Consider the following 25718-nt stretch of genomic DNA (forward strand, 5'->3'; position numbering starts at 1 on the left):
TCCAGAAACCGAAATGAAGATTGAACAGGCCGGAGAGACACACAAATTGATCGTGGCTTCAGATCACGAACTGCGCCAGCGTTTCGTCTTCGGTGATGTCGGTATAGGTAAAACCCGCATCATCAAGATGTGCAAACAGGCGCACAAAATTCTCAGGCTTTCGCGTTTCGATACCGATCAGCACCGACCCGAAATTGCGCGCCGACTTTTTCATGTATTCAAAGCGGGCAATATCGTCCTCAGGACCTAGAATGCCCAGAAATTCCTTCAATGCGCCTGGACGTTGTGGCAGGCGGAGGATGAAGTATTTTTTGACGCCCGAATACCTCTGCGCCCGTTCCTTAACCTCGGGCAAGCGTTCGAAATCGAAATTGCCGCCTGAGGTGACGCACACCACGGTCTTACCCCGGATAAAGCTTTGCACGTCGCCCACAGCCTCAACCGCCATGGCCCCCGCTGGTTCCAGCACGATGCCCTCGACGTTCAGCATTTCGATCATGGTGGTACAGATGCGATCTTCGGACAGAACCAAAACGTCGGACAAATGGCGAGATTTCAACAGCTCAAACGGCTTTTCACCGATCCGACCTACTGCCGCACCGTCGACAAATGTATCTACGTGATCCAGAGCCACCGGATGGCCCGCCGCCAAAGCCGCGCGCAGACAAGCGCCACCCGCCGGCTCCACGAACAGACAATGCGTCCGGTCCCCGAACCATGTGGCCACGCCAGACGACATACCGCCGCCACCCACTGGCAAGATGACATGATCGGGAACCTGTCCAAGCTGTTCCTCAATCTCAACCGCTAAGGACGCTTGACCTTCGATCACGTCCTCATCATCAAAGGGCGACAGAAAGTACCCACCTTGCTGGACGCACCAGTCTTGCGCGGCGGCCAGCGTGTCGTCGAAATAGTCTCCGGTCAGGTGGATCTCGATATTGTCGCCGCCGAAAATCCGGGTCTTCTGGATTTTCTGCTGCGGTGTGGTTACAGGCATGAAAATGACACCGCGTACGTTCAGATGTTTGCACATATAGGCAACACCCTGCGCATGATTGCCCGCACTGGCGCAGACGAACAGATCCTGCCCTTGCTGCTTGCGCATGGCATTGAACGCGCCGCGGATCTTGTAAGACCGCACCGGGCTGAGATCCTCACGCTTAAGCCAGATATCGGCGCCATAGCGGTCGGACAGGTGGGCATTCCGTTGCAACGGCGTTGCCGGAAAAACAGAACGCATCACCTGTTCGGCGGCGCGGGCGCGGGTCATGAAATCGGTCATGAACGTTTCAGTGCCGCATCACCGCCGAAAGGGCAAGGAGTACATATGTGTACGGGCGCGCTCAGGTGAGTTTCCGCTTTTCGATGAAGATTCCGTACATGGTAGTCAGGATGCTGACGTTGATCATCGGGAGAACCAGAGTTCCAAACAACACCGTCAACAAGATTCCCAGCACCGGAATGATCGCCAGAGCCGTAAAAACAAGCTGCACAAGAAATTGGAACAGGAACGAAACAACAAGCAGCACCAATATCGAGCCTGCAATACCCTGCGTTTTGGTCCATGCTTCGCCGAGTGTGATGGGGTCCCCAATGGCGGCTGCAGGCAGGATAATCGACAGCCGGTAGAAGCACACCAACAGAAAGACCACGTAAACCAAAAACAGGATGATCGACAAACCTGCGAGGCTTTCACCAAGCAATGCAAAGACCAGCCCCATCGGCATCCACGCGACTACCATCAGTATTCCCAACATCAAGGCGCGTCCCAGATAGGCGAGAATTCTATCGAACCGAAAGGATGGGAAGATACCAGTGGGATATTCTTCGAGCAGGATATAGCGGTGCCAAGAAACCGCGATCCAGAAGATTGTGACAAGAAGCACGGCGATCAGGCCGATAACGAATAGAAAAATACCGCCTACCGACGCTCCCGGTGGCAATTCTCCTGCGCCTTCGTCTAAAGCTTCCAACGGAATGCCTGACACCATGAACAGCGCTACGATCAGCGCTGTTGCGATCAAGGCAGGACCTACAGTGATCTGCAGCACCTGTTTGATATTTCCAAATACCATCCGCACGGAATGGACAAAAATCTGCCAACCCAACATCTTTGAACCGCCCTCTCAACCAATCCTTGTTCTCTATCCGACCGTTTCACCCCAATTCAGACCCTGCGTCAACGCAGATAACTTGCCCCCGCTCACAAAACCCGTTAGGGGCCAATCGTCTTATGAATAAGGGGAAGTCAGATGTCCGCGCCCAAGAAAGTTGTTCTAGCCTATTCCGGTGGCCTTGATACTTCGATCATCCTGAAATGGCTGCAGACCGAGTATGGTTGTGAGGTCGTAACCTTCACTGCCGATCTGGGTCAGGGTGAGGAACTTGAGCCAGCGCGCCAAAAGGCCGAGATGCTGGGAATCAAGCCCGAGAATATCTTTATTGAGGATGTCCGCGAGGAATTCGTCCGCGATTTTGTCTTCCCCATGTTCCGCGCCAATGCGCAGTATGAGGGCCTGTATCTGCTGGGCACCTCGATCGCGCGCCCGCTGATTTCGAAACGTCTGGTTGAGATTGCTGAAGCCACCGGTGCCGACGCGGTTGCCCACGGCGCAACCGGCAAGGGCAATGATCAGGTGCGGTTCGAACTGGCGGCTTACGCGCTGAACCCCGACATCAAGGTGATCGCGCCCTGGCGCGAATGGGACCTGACCAGCCGGACCAAGCTGTTGGAATTTGCCGAAGCAAACCAGATCCCGATTGCCAAGGACAAACGCGGCGAGGCACCCTTCTCTGTCGATGCCAACCTGCTGCACACCTCGTCCGAGGGTAAGGTTCTGGAAGACCCCGCCGATATGGCGCCCGACTATGTCTATCAGCGCACGGTTCACCCCGAAGATGCGCCGAACGAGCCCGAATTCATCGAGATCGGTTTCGAAAAAGGTGACGCGGTCAGCATCAATGGCGAAGCGATGAGCCCGGCAACCATTCTGACCAAGCTGAACGAATATGGCGGCAAACACGGCATCGGGCGTCTCGATCTGGTCGAGGGTCGCTTTGTTGGCATGAAATCGCGCGGCATCTATGAAACACCTGGCGGCACCGTCCTGCTGGAAGCACACCGTGGCATCGAATCCATCACTATGGACCGTGGCGCGATGCACCTGAAAGACCAGTTGATGCCGCAATATGCGGAAGCAATCTATAACGGCTTCTGGTACTCACCCGAACGCGAAATGCTGCAAGCCGCGATCGACAAGTCGCAGGAACACGTCACCGGTACCGTCCGCGTCAAACTGTACAAAGGTCTGGCCTCGACCGTTGGCCGCTGGTCGGATCACTCGCTGTATTCTGAGGAACACGTGACCTTTGAAGACGATGCCGGGGCATATGATCAGAAAGACGCGGCTGGCTTCATCCAGTTGAACGCGTTGCGTCTGAAACTGCTGGCCTCGCGCGAGAAGCGTCTGTCCAAATAATTCATGCCATCGCTGCAACGACGAACCCGGTGCCCGAAAGGATGCCGGGTTTTTCTTTGTCTTCGCTGACCAGTCAGTTCCAGTAGCGTCACCCTTGCCTGCTTTGCCTGTTTGTCTTTACGCAAAGGTCAACAGGAAAGGGTACACCATGCTTCAGGACATCGCTGACGGAATTCAAAAAGGCCTGAATGGCAAGTCATTTGACGGCTCTCTCAAGTTCGATTGCGGTGATGACGGGGTGATCGTGCTGATCGACAATCAGGCGACGACGCAAGATCAGGATGCAGACTGCACGATCCGAATTTCGCAGGAAAACCTGACCAAGCTACTGACCGGCAAGCTGAACCCGATGACCGGTGTGGCATTGGGCAAGCTCAAGATCTCGGGCAATATGGGTGTGGCGATGAAACTGGGACAGTTGCTGGGGTAAGCGCCGATAAACTCGTCTCACCAGCGCGTGACAAACCATGTCAGCGGATTGCAACGGCAGAAAAGTCGGGGCAGCCTGATCTCAGAAGGAGATCTGCCATGACCCGGACCGCATACCTCTGTTTCGTTAAACCGTCGCTTCTGTTTGTCCTGATCACTCTGGCCGCGATGCTGCGCGCCCTGCCCGCACCAGCTGCCGGCACCGAAACCTTGACTGTCGCCGGAGGGTGTTTCTGGTGTGTTGAATCCGATTTTGAATCGGTTCCCGGCGTGATTGGCGCCGTATCCGGCTTTACCGGCGGTAAGACAGCCAATCCGACTTATGACCAAGTGACGAAAGGTGGCACCGGACATTACGAGGCTGTTCAGATCACCTTCGACTCTGCGCGGGTTTCTCGTGAAACGCTGCTGAGCATGTTCTTCCGTTCCGTTGATCCAACCGATGCAGGCGGCCAGTTCTGTGATCGCGGCAACAGCTATCGCACTGCTGTATTTGTCTCTAACACAGGCGAAAAGGCGTTAGCGCAGAAAGCCAAAGCCAATGCGCAGCAAGCGCTGGGTCAAACCGTAGTCACGCCCATCTTAAACGCGGGCACCTTTTACCCGGCCGAAGCGTACCATCAGGATTACTACAAGGGCGACAAGCTGGTGCTCACCCGCTTTGGTCCGAAACGCCAGAAAAACGCATACAAAGCCTACCGCAAAGCCTGCGGTCGGGATGCGCGCGTCAAACAGCTTTGGGGTAGCAACGCACCTTTCGCCGGGTCCTAACCGAACCGGGCCTCCAGCACCTCTTTGAGGTCGGGAATAACATCCGCCGTACCGTGCCGCGTGACCATCAGGGCCGCGGCACGATTTGCTTGTGCAATCGCCTGCGGCATCGGCAACCCGCGGTCCATTCCGGCCAGAACGTAACCGGTAAAGGTATCCCCTGCGCCGGTCGTGTCCACGGCTTTCACTTTGTGTGCCGAAATCTCAAGTGCCTCACCATCCTTGGGTAGGTAGCGCGCGCCTTTAGACCCCAACGTGACCAGTACATGCTTAACAGGCAATTCGGCGACGGATTGGCCTGTACTTTCGCGCAGCTGCTCTGCTTCGACCTCATTCAGGATCAGGAAGTCCAGATAAGGCAGCACCGCCTGCACGGCATCAGCCTGAAACGGCGCGGCGGCATAGCAGACGGTCAGTCCAAGATCACGGCCCATGCGGGCGGCCTCGACCTGGGCGTTGGTCTCGTTCTGCATGACCAGCAGATCACCGGGACCAGCCTGCGATAAGGCCTGTCCCAGCTGATCCTGCTCGATGGCGTGGTTCGCGCCGGGATACAGAATGATCTGGTTCTCACCCTGCTCGTCCACCGCAATGATCGCGTGACCTGTGGGCACTTCGACCTCGGCAATGAACCGGGTGTCGACGCCATATTCGGTCATGCGATCCAGGGCCCAGCGCCCGTCCGGCCCAATGCCACCGATATGCGCCACGCGCGATCCGGCACGCGCCGCTGCAACGGACATGTTGGCCCCTTTGCCACCCAGAAACCGCTCCAAGTTCGAAGCGGCCAGGGTTTCACCGGCAGTGGGCAGATGCGGCAGGGCATAGACCATGTCCGCATTGATCGAGCCTAGGTTCCAGATCGTCACGGTTTATCCAATATCGCAAGAGGCCAGAATGGCCATGTTCAGAATGTCATTTGCTGTCGAGCCAGTCGAACAGATCTGAATCGGCTTGTCGACACCGGTCAGGATCGGGCCAATGACGTTCGCGCCACCCATCTCTTGCATCAGCTTGGTCGAGATCGAGGCCGAATGCCGCGCGGGTACAATCAGGATATTGGCTGGGCCCGTCAGACGCGAGAAGGGATAAGCCTCTTGCTGTTCCACGTTCAGCGCCACATCCACGGTCATTTCGCCATCATATTCGAAATCGACGCCGCGCTTATCCAGAATCTCGGGCGCTACGTGCATTTTCTCAGCCCGCTCAGATACCGGATAGCCGAAGGTGGAAAAGCTGACAAAGGCAACGCGTGGGTCCAGCCCCAAATGCCGCGCGACCGAGGCCGAGCGTTCGGCGATATTGGCCAGATCATGCTCATCCGGCCATTCATGGACCAGCGTGTCACCAATCAAAACGATCTTACCCTTGTGCAACAGCGCCGTCACACCAACGGCCCCATGTTCGGCATCAGCGTCAAACACATGATTGATGCGTTCCAGCACATGTGCCGATTTCCGCGTTGCACCGGTGACCATGCCATCGGCGTGGCCATGCGCCAGCATCAAGCAAGAGAACACATGGCGATCCCGCGCGGCCAGACGATGGATATCCTTGCGATCAAAGCCACTGCGCTGCAGACGCTTGTAAAGGAAATCCTTATAGGCTTCGAGATGCGTGGTTGTGGAGGCGTTAATCACCTCCAGCTCGCGCACCGCGTCCTCCAGACCGGCGGCTTCCAGCTTTTCCTTCACATCGTCAGGGCGACCAACAACAAGCGCCTTGCCAAAACCCGATCGCTGATACATCACCGCCGCGCGCAAGACGCGTGGATCGTCGCCTTCGGCAAAGATCATCCGGCTTTGCGCTTGACGTGCACGGGCGTTCAGGCCGCGCAGGATGCTGGCGGTCGGGTCCATGCGGGATTTCAGGCTCAGCTCATAGGCGTCCATGTCGATGATCGGGCGGCGGGCTGCCCCAGTGTCCATCCCGGCCCTTGCCACGGCAGGTGGAATACGGTGGATCAGGCGTGGGTCAAACGGCGTCGGAATAATATAATCCCGGCCAAAGGTCAGAGATTTTCCGTAGGCCATTGCAACCTCATCCGGCACATCCTCGCGCGCCAGATTGGCCAGCGCATGGGCACAGGCGATCTTCATCTCGTCATTGATAGCGCGGGCGTGAATGTCCAGCGCGCCGCGGAACAGGTAAGGGAAACCTAGAACGTTGTTGACCTGGTTCGGATAATCGCTGCGCCCGGTGGCGACGATGGCATCAACGCGAACCTCATGCGCCTCTTCCGGCGTGATCTCCGGGTCCGGGTTTGCCATGGCGAAAATCACGGGATTGTCCGCCATGCTGGCGACCATATCCTGTGTCACCGCGCCTTTGACTGACACGCCAAGGAACACGTCCGCGCCCTTCATCGCCTCTTCCAAATTGCGCAACTCGGTGGTGATCGCGTGGGCAGATTTCCACTGGTTCATGCCCTCGGTCCGGCCCTGATAGATCACGCCCTTGGTGTCGCAGACGATGCAGTTCTCGTGTTTTGCGCCCATCGACTTGAGCAGCTCGATACAGGCGATACCCGCCGCACCCGCGCCGTTTAGCACGATTTTCACGTCTTCGATCTTTTTGCCCGAGATACGCAGCGCGTTCAGCAGACCCGCCGCACAGATCACCGCCGTGCCGTGTTGGTCGTCGTGGAAGACTGGGATGTCCATCTCTTCCTTCAGGCGCTGCTCGATGATGAAACACTCGGGCGCCTTGATGTCTTCCAGGTTGATACCGCCAAAGGTCGGCCCCATCAGGCGTACGGCGCGGCAGAATTCGTCAGGGTCTTCGGTATCAAGTTCGATATCGATCGAGTTCACATCGGCGAACCGTTTGAACAGGACAGATTTCCCCTCCATCACCGGCTTCGAACCCAACGCGCCAAGATTACCAAGGCCCAGAACGGCAGTACCGTTTGAGATCACCGCAACCAGATTGCCCTTGTTGGTATAGTCGTAAGCAGTCTCTGGGTTTTCGGCGATAGCTTCACATGGAACAGCGACACCAGGGCTATAAGCCAGCGACAGATCGCGTTGCGTCGTCATGGGAACGGTGGCCTGAACCTCCCACTTGCCGGGTGTCGGGTCGAGGTGAAAGGCCAGCGCCTCTTCTTTGGTGATCTTCGCTTTGGGCATGTGATGGGTCGTTTCTTTACATCTGCGGGACTTTTGCCTCATAGCGCAGGCAGGCGCGCGCCTCAACGAGAATACTTTTCACCTTTCGTCGAGATGGGTGGATTTGTAAGGTCGCGACCGGAATACGCCAAAAGGGGTCAGCCTTGTCCACAGTCACGCCGATGATGGCGCAATATCTCGAAATCAAAGAGGCGCATGCCGATGCCTTGCTGTTTTACCGCATGGGCGACTTTTACGAGATGTTCTTTCAGGACGCCGTCAACGCCGCCGAAGCGCTGGACATCGCCTTGACCAAACGCGGAAAGCATAACGACACCGACATTCCGATGTGCGGCGTACCGGTCCATGCGGCCGAGGGGTATCTGCTGACGCTGATCCGGAAAGGGTTTCGCGTGGCCGTCTGCGAACAGATGGAAAGCCCGGCTGAAGCGAAAAAAAGAGGCTCTAAATCGGTCGTAAAGCGCGATGTTGTGCGCCTCGTAACACCTGGCACTTTGACCGAAGATGCCCTGCTTGAGGCTCGCCGCCACAACTTCTTGGCCGCCTATGCCAAGGTTCGCGATGAGGCCGCGCTGGCTTGGGCCGATATCTCAACTGGCGCGTTTCACGTTATGCCTTTGACCTCAGTGCGCCTCAGTCCCGAACTGGCCCGGCTGGCTCCATCCGAGTTGATCGTGGCCGATGGTGTGCAGGACAAACTGAACGAACCCGTTATGGATCTGGGTATCTCGCTGACCCCAATTGGGCGTGCCAGCTTCGACAGCACTGCGGCGGAAAAGCGCATCTGCGGGCTGTTTCACGTGGGCGCACTGGACGCGTTCGGCAGTTTTGGCCGCGCCGAAATCTCGGCCATGGGTGCGCTGATCGACTATCTGGAAATCACGCAAAAAGGCAAACTGCCGCTTCTGCAAACCCCGTTGAAAGAAACCAAGGACCGCGTCGTTCAGATCGACGCTGCCACACGGCGCAATCTGGAACTGACCCGATCCCTGTCCGGTGGCCGCGCTGGTTCGCTGCTATCTGTGATGGATCGTACTGTCACACCGGGTGGCGCAAGGCTGTTGGACCAACGGCTTTCGAGCCCATCCCGCAATCTGGACGTCATCCACGGGCGGCTGGATGCTGTAACTTTTGCGGCCGACGATGGCCTGATCACATCAGACCTGCGGGAGGCTTTGCGCAAAACCCCGGATCTGGATCGGGCGCTGTCCCGCCTGTCACTGGACCGCGGTGGCCCGCGGGATCTGACCGCCATTCGCAACGGCCTGACACAGGCCGCCGCAATCGCTGAACTCTGCGCGGGTCAAGACCTGCCGGTTGTCCTAGCCACCGCCCTGCTAAATCTGGTCGGATTTGACGACCTACTGAACCTGCTTGACGAAGCGCTTGTGGCCGAACCCCCATTGCTGGCCCGGGACGGCGGGTTCATCGCCCCGGGTTATGATGCCGAACTGGACGAAGCCCGCACCCTACGCGACGAAGGTCGTTCCGTCATTGCCGGGTTTCAGCAGAAATATGCGGAACACACCGGCATCACGTCACTGAAGATCAAGCATAACAATGTGCTGGGCTATTTCATCGAAACAACGGCCACCCATGCCGAGAAAATGCTGAGTCCTCCATTTTCTGAGACCTATATCCACCGCCAAACAACCGCCAACCAAGTCCGGTTCACGACCGTGGAGCTGTCCGAGATCGAGACCCGCATTCTAAACGCCGGAAACTTGGCGCTTGAGATAGAAAAGCGGCTCTATTTAAAGCTTTCTGTCGAAATTCTGGATAAGGCCGCACGGCTCAATCAAGCCGCGCGCGGTTTGGCTGAACTGGATCTGACTACTGCTCTGGCCGATCTGGCACGTGGTGAGAATTGGTGCCGCCCACAGGTTGATGCCTCGCGCGCGTTCGATGTTCAGGGCGGAAGACATCCGGTGGTCGAACAGGCATTGCGCCAGCAAAACGGTGACGCCTTCGTTGCCAATGATTGCGATCTCAGTGCTGATAAAGGCGCGGCGATCTGGCTGCTGACAGGTCCCAACATGGCCGGTAAATCGACCTTCCTACGCCAGAATGCCCTGATTGCCCTGCTTGCCCAGATGGGCAGTTACGTGCCTGCGGAAAAGGCGCATGTCGGGCTAGTCAGCCAACTGTTCAGCCGCGTCGGAGCTTCGGATGATTTGGCCCGCGGACGCTCGACCTTTATGGTCGAAATGGTCGAAACCGCCGCCATCCTCAATCAGGCTGATGACCGCGCTCTTGTTATTCTTGATGAAATAGGTCGCGGCACGGCCACTTATGATGGCCTGTCCATCGCCTGGGCCACGCTGGAACATCTGCACGCCTCCAACAAATGCCGCGCCCTGTTCGCAACCCATTACCATGAACTCACCGCACTTGCCGGCAAACTGGAAGGCGTGGAAAACGCCACCGTTGCTGTCAAAGAATGGGAAGGCGAGGTGATCTTCCTGCACGAAGTCCACAAAGGCGCGGCTGACAGGTCCTATGGTGTGCAGGTCGCCCAATTGGCAGGACTGCCCGCCTCGGTCGTTGAACGTGCCCGTATCGTTCTGGATCAACTTGAAAAAACCGAACGCGAAGGGGGGAAGCAAAAGACCCTGATCGACGATCTACCTTTGTTTTCAGCCGCCCCGCCACCGCCAGCGCCCAAAGCTTCTCTGGTAACCGGCATGCTGGACGATATTCTGCCGGATGAGCTTACCCCGCGAGAAGCACTCGACCTGATCTACAAACTGAAAGAGGCGGCCAAAACCTGACCGCCCCTTCATCTTTTCAAAAATACTCTCGCCCAAGGCTTGGCTTCAACGAAGCCAATTAACTTGCCGGAGTAGACGATACCCCAACCTGCGCCGGCCGCAGCAGGCGATCATGCAACATGAAGCCTTCTGCGGACACCTGTATTATGTCACCTGCACGGGTACCCGGCACCGGGGCCTCGAACATCGCTTCATGCACGTTGGGATCAAACCGGTCGCCAACTTCGGGCGTGATCACTTCCATCCCATGCTTTTGGAACACGTCCTTCAGCGCACGCATGGTCAGTTCCACGCCTTCCAGAAGGGGTCCTGCCACTTCTTTCTGCTCATCGGTCGCGACTTCAAGCGCACGTTTCATGTTGTCGTAAACCGGCAGCATGTCGCGGGCCAGTTTCGATCCGCCATATTGTTCCGCATCGCGGCGCGCCCGGTCACCCCGCTTGCGCGCGTTTTCCGCATCCGCCAGCGCGCGCATGAACTTGTCTTTGAAATCATCCCGCTCAGCACGCAGCGCATCAAGTTCCAGCGCTTCTTCACTGATCTCAGCAAATTCCTCGGCCAGCTCTTCCGCCTCGGCGGCTGCAATATCGTCTAGAAATTCTTCGTTCTTGGGCTCTGCCATCTCTTACCCTCTAGCTCCGGTCGGAAATCAGTTTGCCGACCAGTTGCGCCGTATAGTCCACGATCGGCACGATCCGCCCATAATTCAGACGAGTGGGTCCGATGACCCCAACCGCACCAATTATCTTTCGATCAGCGTTCATATATGGAGACACCACCAAAGAGGAACCCGAAAGTGAGAAAAGTTTGTTCTCAGAGCCGATAAAAATGCGCACACCCTCGCCTTCTTCGGTCAATTCGAGGAATTCAGCAATGTCTTGCTTTCGCTCCAGGTCGTCAAACAACGTTCGGATTCGGTCCAATTCCTCGGCTTCGCCAGGCTCCCCCAGCAGATTCGCCCGCCCGCGCACGATCAAACGGGCCGAGTCTGTCCCGTCCCCATCCCAGGCCGCCATGCCGCTGTCGACCATCTCGCGCGCTAATACATCAATTTCCTGCCTGCGCGCGGTAATCTGGGTTTGCATCTGACGCAGCACTTCGCTGAGCGTTCGTCCTTCGATCAGGGAATTCAAAAAGTTCGCCGCCTCGCGCATCGAACTGGGTGTTTGACCCGGCGGAGGCGTAAATAGCCGGTTTTCCACATGCCCATCCGCGAAGACCAGAACCACCAAAGCCCGGTCATGGGCCAGCGAGACGAACTCAATATGCTTGATCTCGGACTCTTGCTTGGGGGTCAGAACCAGCGATGCGCCATGTGTCACGTGTGACAAGGCCGAACCAACTCGGTCCAGCATCCCGCCCACGTCACCCGCGTTAGAGCCTAGTGTTTCATCCAACTTCTGCCGATCGTCTACACCAAGATCACCCACTTCCAGCAACCCATCGACGAACATCCGCAGACCCATCTGCGTGGGCACACGGCCTGCACTGACATGCGGGCTGTCGAGAAGACCCAAAAATTCGAGATCCTGCATAACATTGCGTACGGTGGCGGCGCTGACCTTTTCCGACAATGTGCGGGTCAGAGAGCGGCTTCCGACCGGTTCGCCGCTGTCCAGATAGCTCTCGACGATCAACCGGAACACCTCGCGTGACCGGTCATTCATTTCGTCCAGAACTCTACTTGCTTTGCTCATCGGCAATCCTCTGCTGGATCGGCATTAAATCGCAGACATCTGAAAGGTCAATCGGGGTTGCATCCTAAGGCACCGGGACGTTATCCCCAACCCAGCAAACAAAGGATTTTCCATGCGACCCTCAGGACGAGATTTAAGCGAAATGCGCGCCGTTTCAATCGAAACGGGGTTTACCAAACATGCCGAAGGTTCCTGCCTGATCAAAATAGGCGATACCCATGTCCTGTGCACCGCCACGATTGAGGATCGCGTGCCACCGTTCATCAAAGGCTCGGGCCTGGGATGGGTTACTGCCGAATACGGTATGTTGCCCCGCGCAACAAACACCCGCATGCGGCGCGAGGCGGCCAGTGGCAAGCAAGGCGGCCGTACCGTAGAAATTCAACGCCTGATCGGTCGTTCGCTACGCGCAGGCGTGGATCGGGTTGCGTTAGGTGAGCGTCAGATCACCGTGGACTGCGATGTTATCCAGGCTGATGGCGGCACCCGCTGCGCCTCGATCACCGGTGGCTGGGTGGCGCTGCGTCTGGCCGTGAACAAACTGATGAAAGCCGGTGACGTCATTTCCGACCCGCTGGTCGATCCCGTCGCAGCCGTATCCTGCGGCATCTACGCGGGCCAACCTGTCCTGGATCTGGACTATCCCGAAGACAGCGAAGCCGGCGTTGACGGTAACTTCATCATGACCGGATCCGGCAAATTGATCGAAGTGCAGATGAGCGCCGAGGGCTCTGTTTTCAGCCGTGATCAAATGAACCAGCTGATTGATCTGGCAGAAGAAGGCGTGAGTGAGTTGGTTGCGGCCCAGAAGGCAGCCACCGCATGACCCGCAAGTTCGACGGCGAAAGGCTGCTGGTGGCTACGCACAACAAAGGCAAGCTTGAGGAGATGACCCATCTCCTTGAGGCCTTCGGCGTGAAGGTTGTTGGCGCGGCAGAGATGAACCTGCCGGAACCTGAAGAAACCGAAGATACGTTCGTCGGTAACGCCCGGATCAAGGCCCATGCGGCGGCACAAGCTACCGGCCTGCCTGCCCTGTCGGACGATTCCGGGATCACCATTGACGCGCTGGACGGTGCACCCGGTGTCTATACCGCCGATTGGGCAGAAACCGGCAATGGCCGCGATTTCCTGATGGCGATGACCCGCGCACATGATGAGCTCGAGGCCGCACAGGCGCCTCATCCACGCACAGCACAATTTCGCTGCACGCTGGTTCTGGCCTGGCCCGATGGTCATGACGAAGTGTTTGAGGGCGTCATGCCCGGTCAGCTTGTCTGGCCCATCCGTGGGGAAAACGGCTTCGGTTATGACCCGATGTTCCAACCGGACGGGCACGATGTGACCTGTGCGGAAATGGTTCCGGCGGAAAAACACAAAATCAGCCATCGCGGACGCGCCGTAAATGCCTTTGTTCAAGGCTGTTTCGGTGGATGACTGGCGGCATGGAGGTTTCGGCCTCTATGTGCACTGGCCTTTTTGCGAGGCTAAGTGCCCCTATTGCGATTTCAACAGCCATGTTTCGAAAAATATTGATCAAAAACAATGGCTTAAAGCATATTTAGCTGAACTGCACCGCTCGGCATCTGAAACCCCAGATCGGGTTTTAAGCACGATCTTCTTTGGTGGCGGCACGCCGTCCCTTATGGCACCAGAAACGGTGGCAGCCATTATCGACGAGGCGCGCAAGCTTTGGCGCCCTGCAAATGACATGGAAGTCACGCTTGAGGCCAACCCCGGATCGGTCGAGGCAGGCCGGTTTGCCGCCTATCGCGATGCAGGCGTGAACCGAGTTTCCATGGGCGTTCAGGCCCTGAATGACGAGGACCTGCGCCGATTGGGTCGTATCCACACGGTCTCCGAGGCCCGCGCCGCATTTGATATCGCCCGCGACTGCTTTGACCGCGTCAGCTTTGACATGATTTACGCACGTCAGCATCAAACCCCGAAGGCCTGGCAAGCAGAACTGACCGAGGCGCTGTCGATGGCCATCGATCACCTCTCGCTCTATCAATTGACGATTGAGGAAGGCACCGCCTTTGGGGACCGGTATGCAGTTGGTAAGCTGCGTGGACTGCCCAAGGATGACCACGCCGCCGACATGTATCTGGCCACACAAGAGATCTGCGAAGCCCACGGCCTGCCCGCCTATGAGGTTTCTAACCATGCCCGTCCGGGGGCAGAATCCCGGCACAACTTGATCTATTGGCGTTACGGAGATTACGTCGGTGTCGGACCCGGCGCGCACGGGCGTATTACGCTGGACGGCCAGAAGATAGCGACAGAGACCTATCTGTCACCCAACGCCTGGCTCAGTGCTGTTGAAAAAGGAAACGGCGAGAAAGAAAGATCATTGCTATCTACGCAAGATCAGGCAAGTGAATACCTTATGATGGGTATGAGAATTTCTGAAGGACTAGATGTTGATCGTTTCAATGCACTTTCCGATCTTACACTGCCAGAAAACAAACTGAGAGACCTGGAAGAGCTTGGTATGATACACCGATCAAACGGCCGATTGATCGCCACCAAAGATGGTCGCGCAGTCCTGAATGCGGTCATTCGAGAGTTATTGGGATAAACGATGCAGTACCTCTGGGCCGCAATGGGATTGATCTGCGTCGGGTTGGCTGTTGTCGGCATTGTGTTGCCGCTGCTGCCGACGGTCCCGTTTCTTTTGCTGGCCGCGTTCTTTTTTGCCCGATCTTCCTCCCGACTGCACACTTGGCTGGTCAGTCATGGAACCTTCGGGCCGATGATCTTGGATTGGCAACGCTCGGGCGCCATTCGTCCGGCCGCAAAAAAGGCGGCCACCCTGTCGGTTGCCGCCGTTTTTGGATTGTCTGTCGTTCTTGCGCTTCCAAGCCACGTCCTGATCATTCAGGCAGTTGTCCTTAGCGGGGTTATGATTTTTATCTGGACCCGCCCTAACGGCTGAGCTTGGCGCAAAGATCGTCCAATTGATCAAGGTTTTCGTAGGTCAGCACGACCTGCCCCGTTTCCGATCCCGCTTTGTGGTTGATGGCTACTTTCATCGCCAGAATGGCCGAAAGATCCTTCTCCAACGCGCGCGTATCCGCATCCTTGCCAGCATTCAGATTTCTGGACCGCGGCGCCGCCTGAGGAGCATCCCCCTGCTGTTGTTTTTTCACCAGCGCTTCAGTCGCACGCACGCTCAGCCCGTCCTTGACGACGATCTTCGCCAGCTCAGAGGGGTCTTCAGCTGTGATCAGCGCCCGGGCATGACCGGCAGACAGTTTTCCTTCAACAACAAGCTTCTGAACGTCCATCGGCAACGACAGCAAACGCAAAAGGTTCGCAATATGGCTGCGGCTTTTACCCAACGCTTCGGCCAGCTTTTCCTGTGTATGGCCAAAACGATCCATCAACTGCTTGTAACCCGCAGCCTCTTCGACAGCATTCAGGTCTGCGCGTTGAATATTCTCGATAATGGCGACTTCCAGAACTTCGGTGTCGTCAAAATCCCGCACGATAACCGGGATATCATGCAGCTGCGCCATCTGAGCCGCACGCCAGCGGCGTTCGCCTGCCACGATTTCATAGTCGCCGCCGCGAACCTCACGCACGATCAGCGGCTGAATGATGCCCTTTTCCTTGACCGAGGCCGCAAGCTCATCCAATCGCTCTTGCTGAAAGGTTCTGCGTGGCTGGTTCGGGTTCGCTCGCAGTTTTTCAATCGGAACTTTCATATCCGGACGACGCGGGTCTGTGGGCATAAGCCCCCCGGTATCCTGCGTCACATCCGCCATCAAAGCGGAAAGTCCCCGGCCCAAACCTCTGGGTTTTGTTTTTTTGGCGGCCACGGTGCCCTCCTCACTGTCGCTTAGGCGGCGACTTTCTTGTTCTTGTGCATGACTTCCCGGGCCAGGTGCCGGTAAGCCATCGCCCCCAGTGATCCCGAGTCGTATTGCAAAACGGGCAACGCGTAAGACGGAGCCTCGCTGACCCGCACATTTCTGGGTATCTTGGTTTTAAATACCATCTCACCCAGATTGTCACGCGCGTCTTTTTCGACCTGGCGGGACAAGTTGTTGCGGTTGTCATACATGGTCAACACAACACCTTCGATTCTGAGGTCCGGATTCGCAGTCTGGCGCACCTCTCGGATAGTCAGCATCAATTGCGATAATCCTTCCAACGCAAAGAACTCACTCTGCAATGGCACCAGGACAGAATGTGCAGCGACCATAGCGTTGACGGTCAGAAGGTTTAACGAAGGCGGGCAGTCGATTAGCACAAAATCCAGGTCAAACTTGTCGATTGCGGTTTGACGCAGTGCGTCATGCAACAGATAGCTGCGTTTTTCATTGGATATCAGCTCAATATCCGCCGAGCTTAGATCAACCGTCGCCGGGACAACAAACAACCCCTCGATTTCGGTTTCCTGAACGACCGCCTCTAAAGGCGCGTCATCCAGTATCAGGTCATATGTCGTCCAATCCCGATCTTCGACCCCCAACCCGGTAGACGCGTTCCCCTGAGGATCAAGATCGACAACCAGCACTTTGCATCCAGCCTCGGCCAGGCCGGCCGCAAGGTTGATCGCTGTTGTGGTTTTCCCAACCCCGCCCTTCTGATTGGCTACCGCAATAATCCGGGGCCCTGAGGGACGAGACAAATCAACCACGTGATACTCCTTTGATTTTAAGGATAACGGCCTGAGGCTCAGTTAAACTTGTAATCGGGTCAACGTCGAAATTCCATTCTTCCTGCGCCTCTTCCAGCTCTTTTTTCCACCTTTCGCCTTTCGGCAACAGCGCCAGCCCCTTTTTGCTCAAATGTCTGTCGCAAAAGGACAATAGTGTAGGAAGATCGGCAAGAGCTCGCGCAGAAAGGATATCAGCGCTCAACGGTTCAACCACTTCGATTCGCTTGGAAACAACAGTGCATTTCGCGCCGCACTCGCGTGCAACGTTGCGCAGAAAGGCGGACTTTCGTTGGTCACTTTCAATAAAGGTGAACTGGGCATCTGGTGCGTCTTCAATGGCCATTACGGCACAAACCATCCCGGGGAATCCGCCTCCGCTACCCAAATCCACCCAGTTTTCGAATGGGCCTGCGCTTCTATAAACTTGTACGGAATCCTTTATGTGTCGAACCCAGATGTCATCCAAGCTTTTCCGTGAAACGAGATTAATCTTCGGGTTCCACCGCTTCACAAGCTCTACATAGGTTGTGAGGCGCTCGAATGTTTCACGTGAAACATCCAAATCATCAATAGCGGCCCCATTCATACCTTACGGACCTTCTGATCGCGACGAAGCTTAGCCAATAACAACGTCAGTGCCGCAGGGGTAACTCCTTCGACACGCCCCGCCTGTGCAATGTTCTCCGGCTTTGCATTTGAAAGCTTTTGCTTCATTTCAGAAGATAGCCCTTCCATCGCAAAATAGTCGAAACCCCGTGGAATCTCATATGATTCATCGCGTTTCATCGCCTCAACATCTTTTTGTTGCCGGGCAATGTAGTTTGCGTACAAAGCGTCCCGCTCTACTTGCAGACGGATCTCCTCCTCAACACTCTCAATCTCGGGCATCAGAGGAACAAGATCACCAAAGTGAACATCCGGGAACGCCAGAATAGCCATCCCGTCCCTGCGGTTTCCATCTTGATTGACATTGATACCAGCTGCTCGAACTTCTTTTGGAGTAAAGGTTTTTTCCGTCAGTTGGGACTTTGCGGCGGACAGCCTCTCGATTTTATTGGTAAACACTCTCTTCCGATCACCGCCAATACAGCCGATATCCAACCCAATTGGCGTAAGGCGCTGGTCTGCGTTATCCGCACGTAGTGATAAACGGAATTCTGCGCGTGACGTGAACATGCGATAAGGTTCCACAACACCGCGCGTTGTCAGGTCGTCGATCATCACGCCAAAATAGCTGTCAGCACGCGTAAAATGCAGTGGCTCCCGGCCAAGCACCTTTAGCGCAGCATTCAACCCCGCAACCAAGCCTTGCGCAGCTGCCTCCTCATATCCTGTGGTTCCGTTTATTTGCCCTGCTAGATATAGTCCTTCGACATCTGGTAGCGCGAGAGTCGATGTCAAAACACGCGGATCCACATAGTCATACTCAATCGCATAACCAGGCTGCAGGATCTCTGCCGCCTCAAGACCTTTGATTGAACGCACATACTCAAGCTGCACGTCCTGAGGTAAAGAGGTCGAAATCCCGTTCGGATAGATCGTGTGATCATCGACACCTTCGGGCTCCAGAAAAATCTGATGTGATTCCTTATCAGCAAAACGTACGATCTTATCCTCGATGGATGGGCAATACCTGGGGCCCACCCCATCAATATGCCCGCCATACATCGCCGATCGAGATAAGTTTTTTTCAATAATTTCGTGCGTCCGCGCGTTTGTATGCGTGATTCCGCAGGAAATCTGTGGGGCAATCACCTTTGTTGACAAGAATGAAAACAAGGTTGGGTCATCATCCCCGTCTTGCTGTTCCAGATCACTCCAATCAATCGTCCGACCATCCAGCCTCGGCGGTGTTCCTGTTTTCAAACGCCCCAGGGGTAGCTCGAAACTGTCGAGCCGTTCTGCCAATTTGACTGACGGGCGATCACCCATACGACCGCCGGGCCGAGATACATCACCAATATGAATGACACCGCGCAAGAAGGTTCCGGACGTCAGGATAACCGTTTTACTCTTGATTTCAGAACCGTCGGCCAGTTTCACACCTGAAACTTGGTTCCCGTCCATCAGGAAATCGACAACTTCCCCGGTAACGACGAAAAGATCTGTCTGTTTTTCCGTCTCTTTCTGCATGGCCGCGCGGTACAGCCCACGATCTGCCTGTGTTCTGGGACCTTGAACGGCTGGTCCTTTGCGTCGATTAAGCAAGCGGAATTGAATGCCGGCCTGATCGGCAACACGCCCCATGACACCATCCAGGGCATCAATTTCACGGACTAAATGGCCTTTACCCAGCCCACCAATTGCCGGGTTACAAGACATGACGCCTATATCTGACGCGGACAATGTGACCAGTGCTGTCTTGACACCCATACGCGCTGCCGCATGAGCTGCCTCTGTACCCGCATGGCCAGCGCCAATTACTATCACGTCGAAATCTGAATGTTTCACGTGAAACACTCCTTACTTACCCAGGCAGAAACTCGAGAAGATCTCATCCAAAAGGTCTTCAACACCGATTCTGCCAACCAAGGTTTCAAGTGCACGGATTGCCGTGCGTAATTCTTCTGCTGCGACATCATACAAGTCAGGACCTGATTCCAGAACCGCCATAGCAGAACTCAGGGATTCCCGCGATTTGATCAAGGCAACCCGGTGCCTTTCCCGCGTCGCAATACCACTGCTTGTAGTTCGGGTACTAAGTACATCCGAAATCTGGGAAATGAGTTGATCAATACCCTGCCCGGTTTTTCCGGATATTCCACCTTCGGATGGATCTCGAAGATCAGATTTCGGCAAAACCTGTATATCGCCATTCATCATCTGAACACCCAGGTCCTTCGGGTCATCTGTCAGAAACACACGCAAATCAGCTAAATCGGCGCGCTTTCTTGCCAGTTCGATTCCCAAGCTTTCGACGTGATCCTCAGTTTCCCGCAATCCTGCGGTGTCCAGCAATGTGACCGGAAGTCCTGCAAGATCCATTCGAACCTCGATCACATCGCGAGTAGTTCCGGCATATTCCGAAGTAATCGCTGCCTCTCGCCCTGCCAGAGCATTTAGCAAAGTTGATTTTCCGGCATTCGGAAGACCAACAATCGCGACTTCAAACCCTGTTCGAATGCGCTCTGCAATCTGTACGCCATCTGCTTCACGTTGCAGATCAGCCATGACACCCGTCACAAGGGATTTAACCTCGGGTGTAACATCTGTTGGAATGTCCTCATCCGCGAAATCAATGACGGCTTCCAGCAAGGATGCAGCACGGATCAGATCGCGTCGCCACCGTTCCGCCAGTACACCCAAATCACCAGCCAGAATAGTTTGCGCTTGTTTGCGTTGCTCCTCGGTTTCCGCATCAATCAGATCAGCAAGACCTTCGACCTGAGTCAGGTCCATCTTACCGTTTTCCAGCGCGCGTCGGGTGAACTCACCAGGCTCCGCCAGCCGCAGCCCGTCCATGTCGGACAGGCACCGCATCACTGCGTTCACCGAAGCGGTGCTGCCATGGATCTGCAGTTCGGCCACGTCTTCGCCGGTAAAACTGGCCGGGGCTTGAAAGGTCAGAACCAGCCCGTCATCCAACCGCGCGCCATCGGTGGCGTACAGCGAACGGACCCGCATGCCACGAGACGGCAGCGGGCTTCCGGTTAAGCTGGCAGCTGCGGAATGCGCGTGTGGTCCCGAGAGGCGGATGACCGCCACCCCGGCTTTGCCTTGCGCGCTGGCCAAGGCGAATATCGTATCCATTCGAAGGCCTCGCGTCGTTTAAGACCGGTGTCAGGTGTTCATCGAATCGAAGAACTCACCGTTCGTCTTGGTCTGTTTCAACTTGGACAACAGGAACTCGACTGCGTCGGTTGTGCCCATCGGGTTGAGGATACGACGCAAGACGAATGTCTTGGCCAGATCGCCCTTGTCGACCAGCAGATCCTCTTTCCGGGTGCCGGATTTGAGGATGTCGATGGCCGGGAACACGCGCTTATCTGCGATCTTGCGATCCAGAACGATTTCCGAGTTACCGGTGCCTTTGAATTCTTCGAAGATAACTTCGTCCATCCGACTGCCGGTGTCGATCAGCGCGGTGGCAATGATGGTCAGCGAGCCACCCTCTTCGATATTCCGCGCGGCACCAAAGAACCGCTTGGGACGCTGCAGAGCATTCGCATCCACACCACCGGTCAGAACTTTGCCCGACGATGGCACCACAGTGTTGAATGCTCTACCAAGTCTTGTGATCGAGTCGAGAAGAATAACAACATCTCGTTTATGTTCGACCAAACGTTTGGCTTTTTCGATCACCATCTCGGACACGGCCACGTGGCGCGTTGCGGGTTCGTCGAAGGTTGAAGATACAACCTCACCCTTCACCGAACGCTGCATGTCGGTAACTTCTTCAGGGCGTTCGTCGATCAGCAGAACGATCAGATAGCACTCTGGGTGGTTCTGTTCGATCGAATGCGCGATGTTCTGCAGGATCACTGTTTTACCGGTCCGCGGCGGCGCCACAATCAGCGATCGCTGGCCTTTACCGATCGGGGCCACCAGATCGATCACACGCGCCGACTTGTCCTTGATGGTGGGATCCTCGATCTCCATCTTCAGGCGTTCATCGGGATAGAGTGGCGTCAGATTGTCAAACGCAATCTTGTGTCTGGCTTTTTCCGGTTCTTCAAAGTTGATCTTGGTGACCTTGATCAGCGCAAAGTAACGCTCATTGTCATCAGGCGCTTTGATATCCCCTTCGACCGTATCACCGGTGCGCAAGGAATGCTGGCGGATCATGTCGGGCGAGACATAGATATCATCCGGACCTGGCAAATAGTTTGCCTCGGGCGAGCGCAGAAAGCCAAAGCCGTCTTGCAGCACTTCCAGCACGCCGTCGCCGCCAACGGTCCAGCCTTCATCCGCGCGTTCGCGCAGAATCTGGAACATCATTTCGCCTTTCCGCATGGTCGAGGCGTTTTCGATCTCCAGCTCTTCGGCCATCGCCAGAAGGTCTTTGGGGCTTTTGGCCTTCAGGTCGGCCAGATTCAGGGATTCAGTGGACATGATATATACCTTCGCCGCTGACATTGCGGCACGAAGTGGAATTTCAGTACGGAAGATACGCCGCCCGGACGGGCGTGTTGATCCCTACATAAGCGCGCGGGCCGTCGGAGTCAAACAGGCCTTCAGAACTTCACAACGACCGCCAGAACGATGATAACCATCAGAACGGTGGGAACCTCATTCATCATGCGAAACTGCCGCCCAGTGAGCTTATTTCGGCCTTCCAGGAAATCCCTACGTCTCGCCATCAACCAATGATGGAACCAGGTCATACCAATTACAGCAACACCCTTGATCCAAGGCCAGGACCAATCCCACCCGACGATGCCGGGCGTGAACACCATGATCAACCCGCAGAGCCACGCTACATACATCGCAGGGCGCATGATCACACGCAGCAGCTTCTCTTCCATCTCAAAGAAGATGGTTTCTGCGCCTTCGACCTTTTGGGCTTTCTCAACGTGATAGACGTATAGTCTGGGCAAATAGAACAAACCTGCCATCCATGAGATCACAGCCATGATGTGCAATGACTTCACCCACGGGTAAATCGTGAAAAGAAGATCGGTCATTCTGGCTCCGGACGTTGGTTGGAACCCTCCCTAATAAAAAAATAGGAAAAGAAAAAGGATGATGGTTTTGTAGGGTGACTAAATTCCGTGGATTACTTTTTTACGCAAGTGTTTTCCCCAGGTGGATAGAATTGTGCCGCGAATAGATGATTCTGTTGATTTCAATTTTTTTAATTTAAATTCAGTATCTTACACCAAAATCATTCAAATTTATCTGGGGATAACTCGTTGGGTAAGACAGGAAATCCCAGTTTTCCCGCGAAGCAAAGTTATCCTTGTCCCAAAAGGACGGTCTTCGAACGACTCAGGGAAGTTTCAGGCGAAATTCCCGGGGTTGCGTGTCAACCGGAAAACCATACAAACCATCCTAGAACGCTCAACGATTTGCTCAGGGGTTTTCCACATGTCTGTCCCCATCATCCTTGCCTCGGGGTCATCTATCCGTGCGCAGCTTTTGCGCAATGCGGGCGTGCCGTTCACGGTGGAAACCGCGCGCGTGGATGAGGATACTGCCAAACGCGCCCTGTTGGCCGAAGACGCTCCCCCTCGGGATATCGCAGACACTTTGGCCGAAATGAAGGCCCGCAAGGTTAGCGACAAGAACCCGGACGCGATGGTTCTGGGCTGTGATCAGGTGTTGGAATTCGATGGCCAGCTTTTGTCGAAACCAGAAACGCCCCATGACGCGCTGGCGCAGTTGAAGGCAATGCGGGGCAAGCGGCATATGCTGTTGTCTGCGGCCGTGATCTATCAGAATGGTGAACCGATCTGGCGCTATGTTGGTCAGGTACGTCTGCGCATGCGCATGAGTTCCGATGCCTATCTGCGTGACTACATAAACCGCAACTGGGACAGTATTCGTCATGCGGTCGGGGCTTATAAGCTTGAGGAAGAAGGTGTGCGCCTTTTCGCGACCATTGACGGCGACTATTTTAATGTTTTGGGTATGCCCTTGTTGGAGTTGCTGAATTTTCTGGCTGTTAAAGGGGTGATTGATCAATGACGGATAACCAAATTCCATTGGCCGGCGTAATTGGGCATCCGATTGGACATTCAAAATCCCCTAAACTGCATGGACATTGGCTAAAGACTTATGGGCTGCCCGGGCACTATATCCCTATGGACGTCGCACCCGAGGATTTGGAGAGTGTTCTGCGGACCCTGCCCAAAGCCGGGTTTGTCGGCGCAAATGTAACCGTCCCCCATAAAGAAGCCGCCTTGCAGATCGCGGATCACGTGTCAGATCGGGCGGCAAAGGTTGGTGCGGCGAATACACTTGTCTTTCAGCCTGATGGCTCGATTCATGCAGATAACACCGACGGCTACGGATTTATGGAAAATCTGCTTGCAGGGGCGCCCGACTGGAACCCGCAGGACGGGCCAGCCGTGGTTTTTGGCGCGGGCGGGGCTGCGCGCGCCGTTTTGCAGGCCCTGGTAGAGGCTGGAGTGCCCGAGATTATGCTGACCAACCGCACGCGTGCCCGGGCCGACCAATTGAAAGAAGAATTTGGACCGCGCATAACCGTGGTTGATTGGGTCAAGGCCGGCAATGTGATCGAGAATGCGGAGCTGGTGGTGAACACCACATCGCTGGGTATGCAGGGACAGCCCGAATTGCGTGTGCCGCTGGATGGGTTGCAGCCGGGCGCTGTGGTTACTGATCTAGTCTACGTCCCTCTGAAAACCAGGCTTCTGCAAGCGGCCGAAGAGGCCGGGTGCACAACCGTCGACGGTCTGGGCATGTTGTTGCACCAGGCGGTTCCAGGTTTTGAGCGTTGGTATGACAAACGGCCCGAGGTAACGGATGAGTTGCGCGCCACGGTGGTGGGATGAGCTTTGCTCTTGGCCTGACAGGCTCGATCGGAATGGGCAAAAGCACCACGGCGCAAATGTTCGTGGACGAAGGCTGTGCGCTGTGGGATGCGGATGCAGCTGTGCATCGGCTGTATTCAGCGGGCGGCGCTGCGGTAGAACCGATGCGCGATGCGTTTCCTGAGGCAATTGTTGATGGCGCGGTCAGCCGGGATGCCTTGAAGCAAGCCATATCCTTGGATCCGGCGGCATTGAAAGTGATCGAAAGCATCGTTCACCCTTTGGTGGCCGCCGACCGGGCGGGTTTTCGGGATAGCGCCACGGCGGACATTCTGGTTTTCGACATCCCCTTGTTGTTTGAAACAGGCGGCAATGCGGCGATGGATGCGGTTGCTTGTGTTCAGGTCCCGGCGGACGAGCAAAAGCGACGTGTGATGGAGCGCGGAACGATGACTGAGGCGCAGTTCGAACAGATCCGCGCCAAGCAGATGCCCAATGACGAAAAATGCGCGCGGTCGGACTTTGTGATCGTGACGGACACACTGGACCACGCCCGCGCACAGGTGCAGGATGTGGTCAGACAGATACGGGCGAGGATAGCTAATGCGTGAAATTGTACTCGATACCGAAACCACGGGGTTTGATCCCGAAAGCGGCGACCGGATCGTAGAAATAGGCGCGGTCGAACTGTGGAACCATATGGCCACGGGTGAGACCTATCACGTCTACATCAACCCCGAGCGTTCGATGCCCGAAGAGGCATTTGGCGTGCACGGTATCGGCCCCGACCTGCTGGACACTCCGCGCCCCCCGGAAAAGGGCGAGGTCACGCTGAAAGACAAGCCGGTTTTTGCCAAGGTTGGTCAGGGGTTTTTGGACTTCGTCCGGGATTCCAAGCTGGTCATCCACAACGCCTCGTTCGACATGAAATTCCTGAATGCGGAACTCAGATGGATGGGATTGCCCCAGCTGCCGATGGATCAGGCAATGGACACGTTGGCAATTGCGCGCAAACGGTTTCCCGGCTCACCCGCGTCTCTGGATGCATTGTGCCGTCGGTTCAACATCGACAATACGAACCGGGTGCTGCACGGGGCGCTGCTCGACTCGGAAATTCTGGCCGAGGTTTACCTGGAACTGATTGGCGGGCGACAGCCAGACTTTGGCCTGTCCACCAGCGCGGCTACTGCCGGTGGCGGAGGGAGCGATTGGCGGCCAACATCGCGCCCGACGCCGCTGGCGTCGAAAATCACCGCGGAAGAACGCGCGGCACATGAAACATTTGTGGAGAAGCTGGGCGAAAACGCCCTGTGGACCCGCGCCTGAGCCCCTGCC

Annotated in this window: 25 protein-coding genes; 12 read left to right on the forward strand and 13 right to left on the reverse strand. The window is 56.0% G+C overall.

Going from position 1 to position 25718, the window contains the following annotated elements; all coding sequences use genetic code 11:
* Nucleotides 1-58: 58 nt before the first annotated feature.
* Together ilvA and DK510_RS21285 are read right to left on the reverse strand one after the other, a co-directional pair.
* Nucleotides 59-1285: a threonine ammonia-lyase IlvA gene (ilvA, locus tag DK510_RS21280; RefSeq protein ID WP_109313799.1), complete on the reverse strand. Its 1227-nt coding sequence runs from the start codon at nucleotides 1283-1285 to the stop codon at nucleotides 59-61.
* A gap of 61 nt (nucleotides 1286-1346) precedes the next feature.
* The gene (locus tag DK510_RS21285) at nucleotides 1347-2114 is read right to left on the reverse strand and encodes a hypothetical protein (protein ID WP_109313800.1); all 768 of its coding nucleotides are present in this window, start codon (nucleotides 2112-2114) and stop codon (nucleotides 1347-1349) included.
* A gap of 141 nt (nucleotides 2115-2255) precedes the next feature.
* Between DK510_RS21285 and DK510_RS21290 the strand changes: the two genes are divergently transcribed.
* The 3 genes from DK510_RS21290 (at nucleotide 2256) to msrA (ending at nucleotide 4682) form a co-directional block, all read left to right on the forward strand.
* Nucleotides 2256-3482, forward strand: coding sequence for an argininosuccinate synthase (locus DK510_RS21290; RefSeq protein WP_109313801.1), 1227 nt, complete (start codon nucleotides 2256-2258; stop codon nucleotides 3480-3482).
* A gap of 148 nt (nucleotides 3483-3630) precedes the next feature.
* Nucleotides 3631-3912, forward strand: a complete 282-nt coding sequence (locus tag DK510_RS21295) for an SCP2 sterol-binding domain-containing protein (protein ID WP_109313802.1) — start codon at nucleotides 3631-3633, stop codon at nucleotides 3910-3912.
* Between the two features lie 98 nt (nucleotides 3913-4010).
* A complete protein-coding gene (msrA, locus tag DK510_RS21300; RefSeq protein WP_109313803.1) occupies nucleotides 4011-4682 on the forward strand; it encodes a peptide-methionine (S)-S-oxide reductase MsrA in 672 nt (223 codons plus the stop codon).
* Here msrA and DK510_RS21305 read toward each other — a convergent pair.
* Nucleotides 4679-5551 (reverse strand): ribokinase, encoded by an 873-nt coding sequence (locus DK510_RS21305; protein WP_109313804.1) that lies wholly within the window; start codon nucleotides 5549-5551, stop codon nucleotides 4679-4681. The genes msrA and DK510_RS21305 overlap by 4 nt on opposite strands.
* Before the next feature lie 3 nt (nucleotides 5552-5554).
* Entirely contained in the window at nucleotides 5555-7810 is a 2256-nt protein-coding gene (locus tag DK510_RS21310) for an NADP-dependent malic enzyme (protein ID WP_109313805.1), read from the reverse strand.
* Between the two features lie 161 nt (nucleotides 7811-7971).
* On the opposite strand from DK510_RS21310, the gene mutS reads away from it, so the two are divergent.
* Complete coding sequence (mutS, locus tag DK510_RS21315; protein ID WP_109313806.1) at nucleotides 7972-10581, forward strand: DNA mismatch repair protein MutS; 2610 nt, start codon at nucleotides 7972-7974, stop codon at nucleotides 10579-10581.
* Between the two features lie 58 nt (nucleotides 10582-10639).
* Here the strand turns inward: mutS and DK510_RS21320 are convergent, their stop codons facing one another.
* Both DK510_RS21320 and hrcA read right to left on the reverse strand, forming a co-directional pair.
* Nucleotides 10640-11203 carry a nucleotide exchange factor GrpE gene (locus DK510_RS21320; RefSeq protein WP_109313807.1) on the reverse strand — a complete coding sequence of 188 codons (564 nt, stop codon included), beginning with the start codon at nucleotides 11201-11203 and terminating at the stop codon, nucleotides 10640-10642.
* A gap of 10 nt (nucleotides 11204-11213) precedes the next feature.
* Nucleotides 11214-12278 (reverse strand): heat-inducible transcriptional repressor HrcA, encoded by a 1065-nt coding sequence (gene hrcA / locus DK510_RS21325; RefSeq protein ID WP_109313808.1) that lies wholly within the window; start codon nucleotides 12276-12278, stop codon nucleotides 11214-11216.
* A 112-nt stretch (nucleotides 12279-12390) separates the two neighbouring features.
* On the opposite strand from hrcA, the gene rph reads away from it, so the two are divergent.
* Genes rph through DK510_RS21345 form a run of 4 tightly spaced genes read left to right on the forward strand, consistent with a single transcriptional unit; the run spans nucleotide 12391 to nucleotide 15216 of the window.
* Nucleotides 12391-13104: a ribonuclease PH gene (gene rph, locus DK510_RS21330; protein ID WP_109313809.1), complete on the forward strand. Its 714-nt coding sequence runs from the start codon at nucleotides 12391-12393 to the stop codon at nucleotides 13102-13104.
* The gene (gene rdgB / locus DK510_RS21335) at nucleotides 13101-13715 is read left to right on the forward strand and encodes an RdgB/HAM1 family non-canonical purine NTP pyrophosphatase (protein ID WP_109313810.1); all 615 of its coding nucleotides are present in this window, start codon (nucleotides 13101-13103) and stop codon (nucleotides 13713-13715) included. Before rph ends, rdgB begins: the two co-directional genes overlap by 4 nt.
* On the forward strand, nucleotides 13708-14859 hold the full coding sequence (gene hemW, locus DK510_RS21340; RefSeq protein ID WP_109313872.1) for a radical SAM family heme chaperone HemW: 1152 nt from the start codon (nucleotides 13708-13710) through the stop codon (nucleotides 14857-14859). Before rdgB ends, hemW begins: the two co-directional genes overlap by 8 nt.
* Before the next feature lie 3 nt (nucleotides 14860-14862).
* Nucleotides 14863-15216 (forward strand): YbaN family protein, encoded by a 354-nt coding sequence (locus DK510_RS21345; protein WP_058279262.1) that lies wholly within the window; start codon nucleotides 14863-14865, stop codon nucleotides 15214-15216.
* Here DK510_RS21345 and DK510_RS21350 read toward each other — a convergent pair.
* From DK510_RS21350 to DK510_RS21380, 7 genes are all read right to left on the reverse strand, one after another.
* Nucleotides 15206-16102: a ParB/RepB/Spo0J family partition protein gene (locus tag DK510_RS21350; protein ID WP_058275136.1), complete on the reverse strand. Its 897-nt coding sequence runs from the start codon at nucleotides 16100-16102 to the stop codon at nucleotides 15206-15208. The two genes, DK510_RS21345 and DK510_RS21350, sit on opposite strands and share 11 nt — an antisense overlap.
* 20 nt (nucleotides 16103-16122) lie before the next feature.
* Nucleotides 16123-16926: a ParA family protein gene (locus DK510_RS21355; protein WP_058279264.1), complete on the reverse strand. Its 804-nt coding sequence runs from the start codon at nucleotides 16924-16926 to the stop codon at nucleotides 16123-16125.
* On the reverse strand, nucleotides 16919-17533 hold the full coding sequence (rsmG, locus tag DK510_RS21360; protein ID WP_109313811.1) for a 16S rRNA (guanine(527)-N(7))-methyltransferase RsmG: 615 nt from the start codon (nucleotides 17531-17533) through the stop codon (nucleotides 16919-16921). The genes DK510_RS21355 and rsmG overlap by 8 nt, the downstream gene beginning before the upstream one ends.
* Nucleotides 17530-19398: a tRNA uridine-5-carboxymethylaminomethyl(34) synthesis enzyme MnmG gene (gene mnmG / locus DK510_RS21365; protein ID WP_109313873.1), complete on the reverse strand. Its 1869-nt coding sequence runs from the start codon at nucleotides 19396-19398 to the stop codon at nucleotides 17530-17532. Before mnmG ends, rsmG begins: the two co-directional genes overlap by 4 nt.
* A 12-nt stretch (nucleotides 19399-19410) precedes the next feature.
* The gene (gene mnmE / locus DK510_RS21370; RefSeq protein WP_109313812.1) at nucleotides 19411-20697 is read right to left on the reverse strand and encodes a tRNA uridine-5-carboxymethylaminomethyl(34) synthesis GTPase MnmE; all 1287 of its coding nucleotides are present in this window, start codon (nucleotides 20695-20697) and stop codon (nucleotides 19411-19413) included.
* A 30-nt stretch (nucleotides 20698-20727) separates the two neighbouring features.
* A complete protein-coding gene (gene rho / locus DK510_RS21375) occupies nucleotides 20728-21999 on the reverse strand; it encodes a transcription termination factor Rho (protein ID WP_058275260.1) in 1272 nt (423 codons plus the stop codon).
* Nucleotides 22000-22121: 122 nt separating this feature from the next.
* A complete protein-coding gene (locus DK510_RS21380) occupies nucleotides 22122-22571 on the reverse strand; it encodes a CopD family protein (RefSeq protein WP_109313813.1) in 450 nt (149 codons plus the stop codon).
* A 403-nt stretch (nucleotides 22572-22974) separates the two neighbouring features.
* Here DK510_RS21380 and DK510_RS21385 point away from each other — a divergent pair, with 403 nt between their 5' ends.
* Genes DK510_RS21385 through dnaQ form a run of 4 tightly spaced genes read left to right on the forward strand, consistent with a single transcriptional unit; the run spans nucleotide 22975 to nucleotide 25709 of the window.
* Complete coding sequence (locus tag DK510_RS21385) at nucleotides 22975-23574, forward strand: nucleoside triphosphate pyrophosphatase (protein WP_109313814.1); 600 nt, start codon at nucleotides 22975-22977, stop codon at nucleotides 23572-23574.
* Nucleotides 23571-24404 carry a shikimate dehydrogenase gene (locus tag DK510_RS21390; protein ID WP_109313815.1) on the forward strand — a complete coding sequence of 278 codons (834 nt, stop codon included), beginning with the start codon at nucleotides 23571-23573 and terminating at the stop codon, nucleotides 24402-24404. Before DK510_RS21385 ends, DK510_RS21390 begins: the two co-directional genes overlap by 4 nt.
* The gene (gene coaE / locus DK510_RS21395; RefSeq protein ID WP_109313816.1) at nucleotides 24401-24994 is read left to right on the forward strand and encodes a dephospho-CoA kinase; all 594 of its coding nucleotides are present in this window, start codon (nucleotides 24401-24403) and stop codon (nucleotides 24992-24994) included. Before DK510_RS21390 ends, coaE begins: the two co-directional genes overlap by 4 nt.
* Nucleotides 24987-25709, forward strand: coding sequence for a DNA polymerase III subunit epsilon (gene dnaQ / locus DK510_RS21400; protein WP_109313817.1), 723 nt, complete (start codon nucleotides 24987-24989; stop codon nucleotides 25707-25709). The genes coaE and dnaQ overlap by 8 nt, the downstream gene beginning before the upstream one ends.
* The last annotated feature ends 9 nt before the right edge of the window (nucleotides 25710-25718 follow it).

Origin of the sequence: Ruegeria sp. AU67 (genome assembly GCF_900312795.1) — a bacterium.
Taxonomy (GTDB): domain Bacteria; phylum Pseudomonadota; class Alphaproteobacteria; order Rhodobacterales; family Rhodobacteraceae; genus Ruegeria; species Ruegeria atlantica.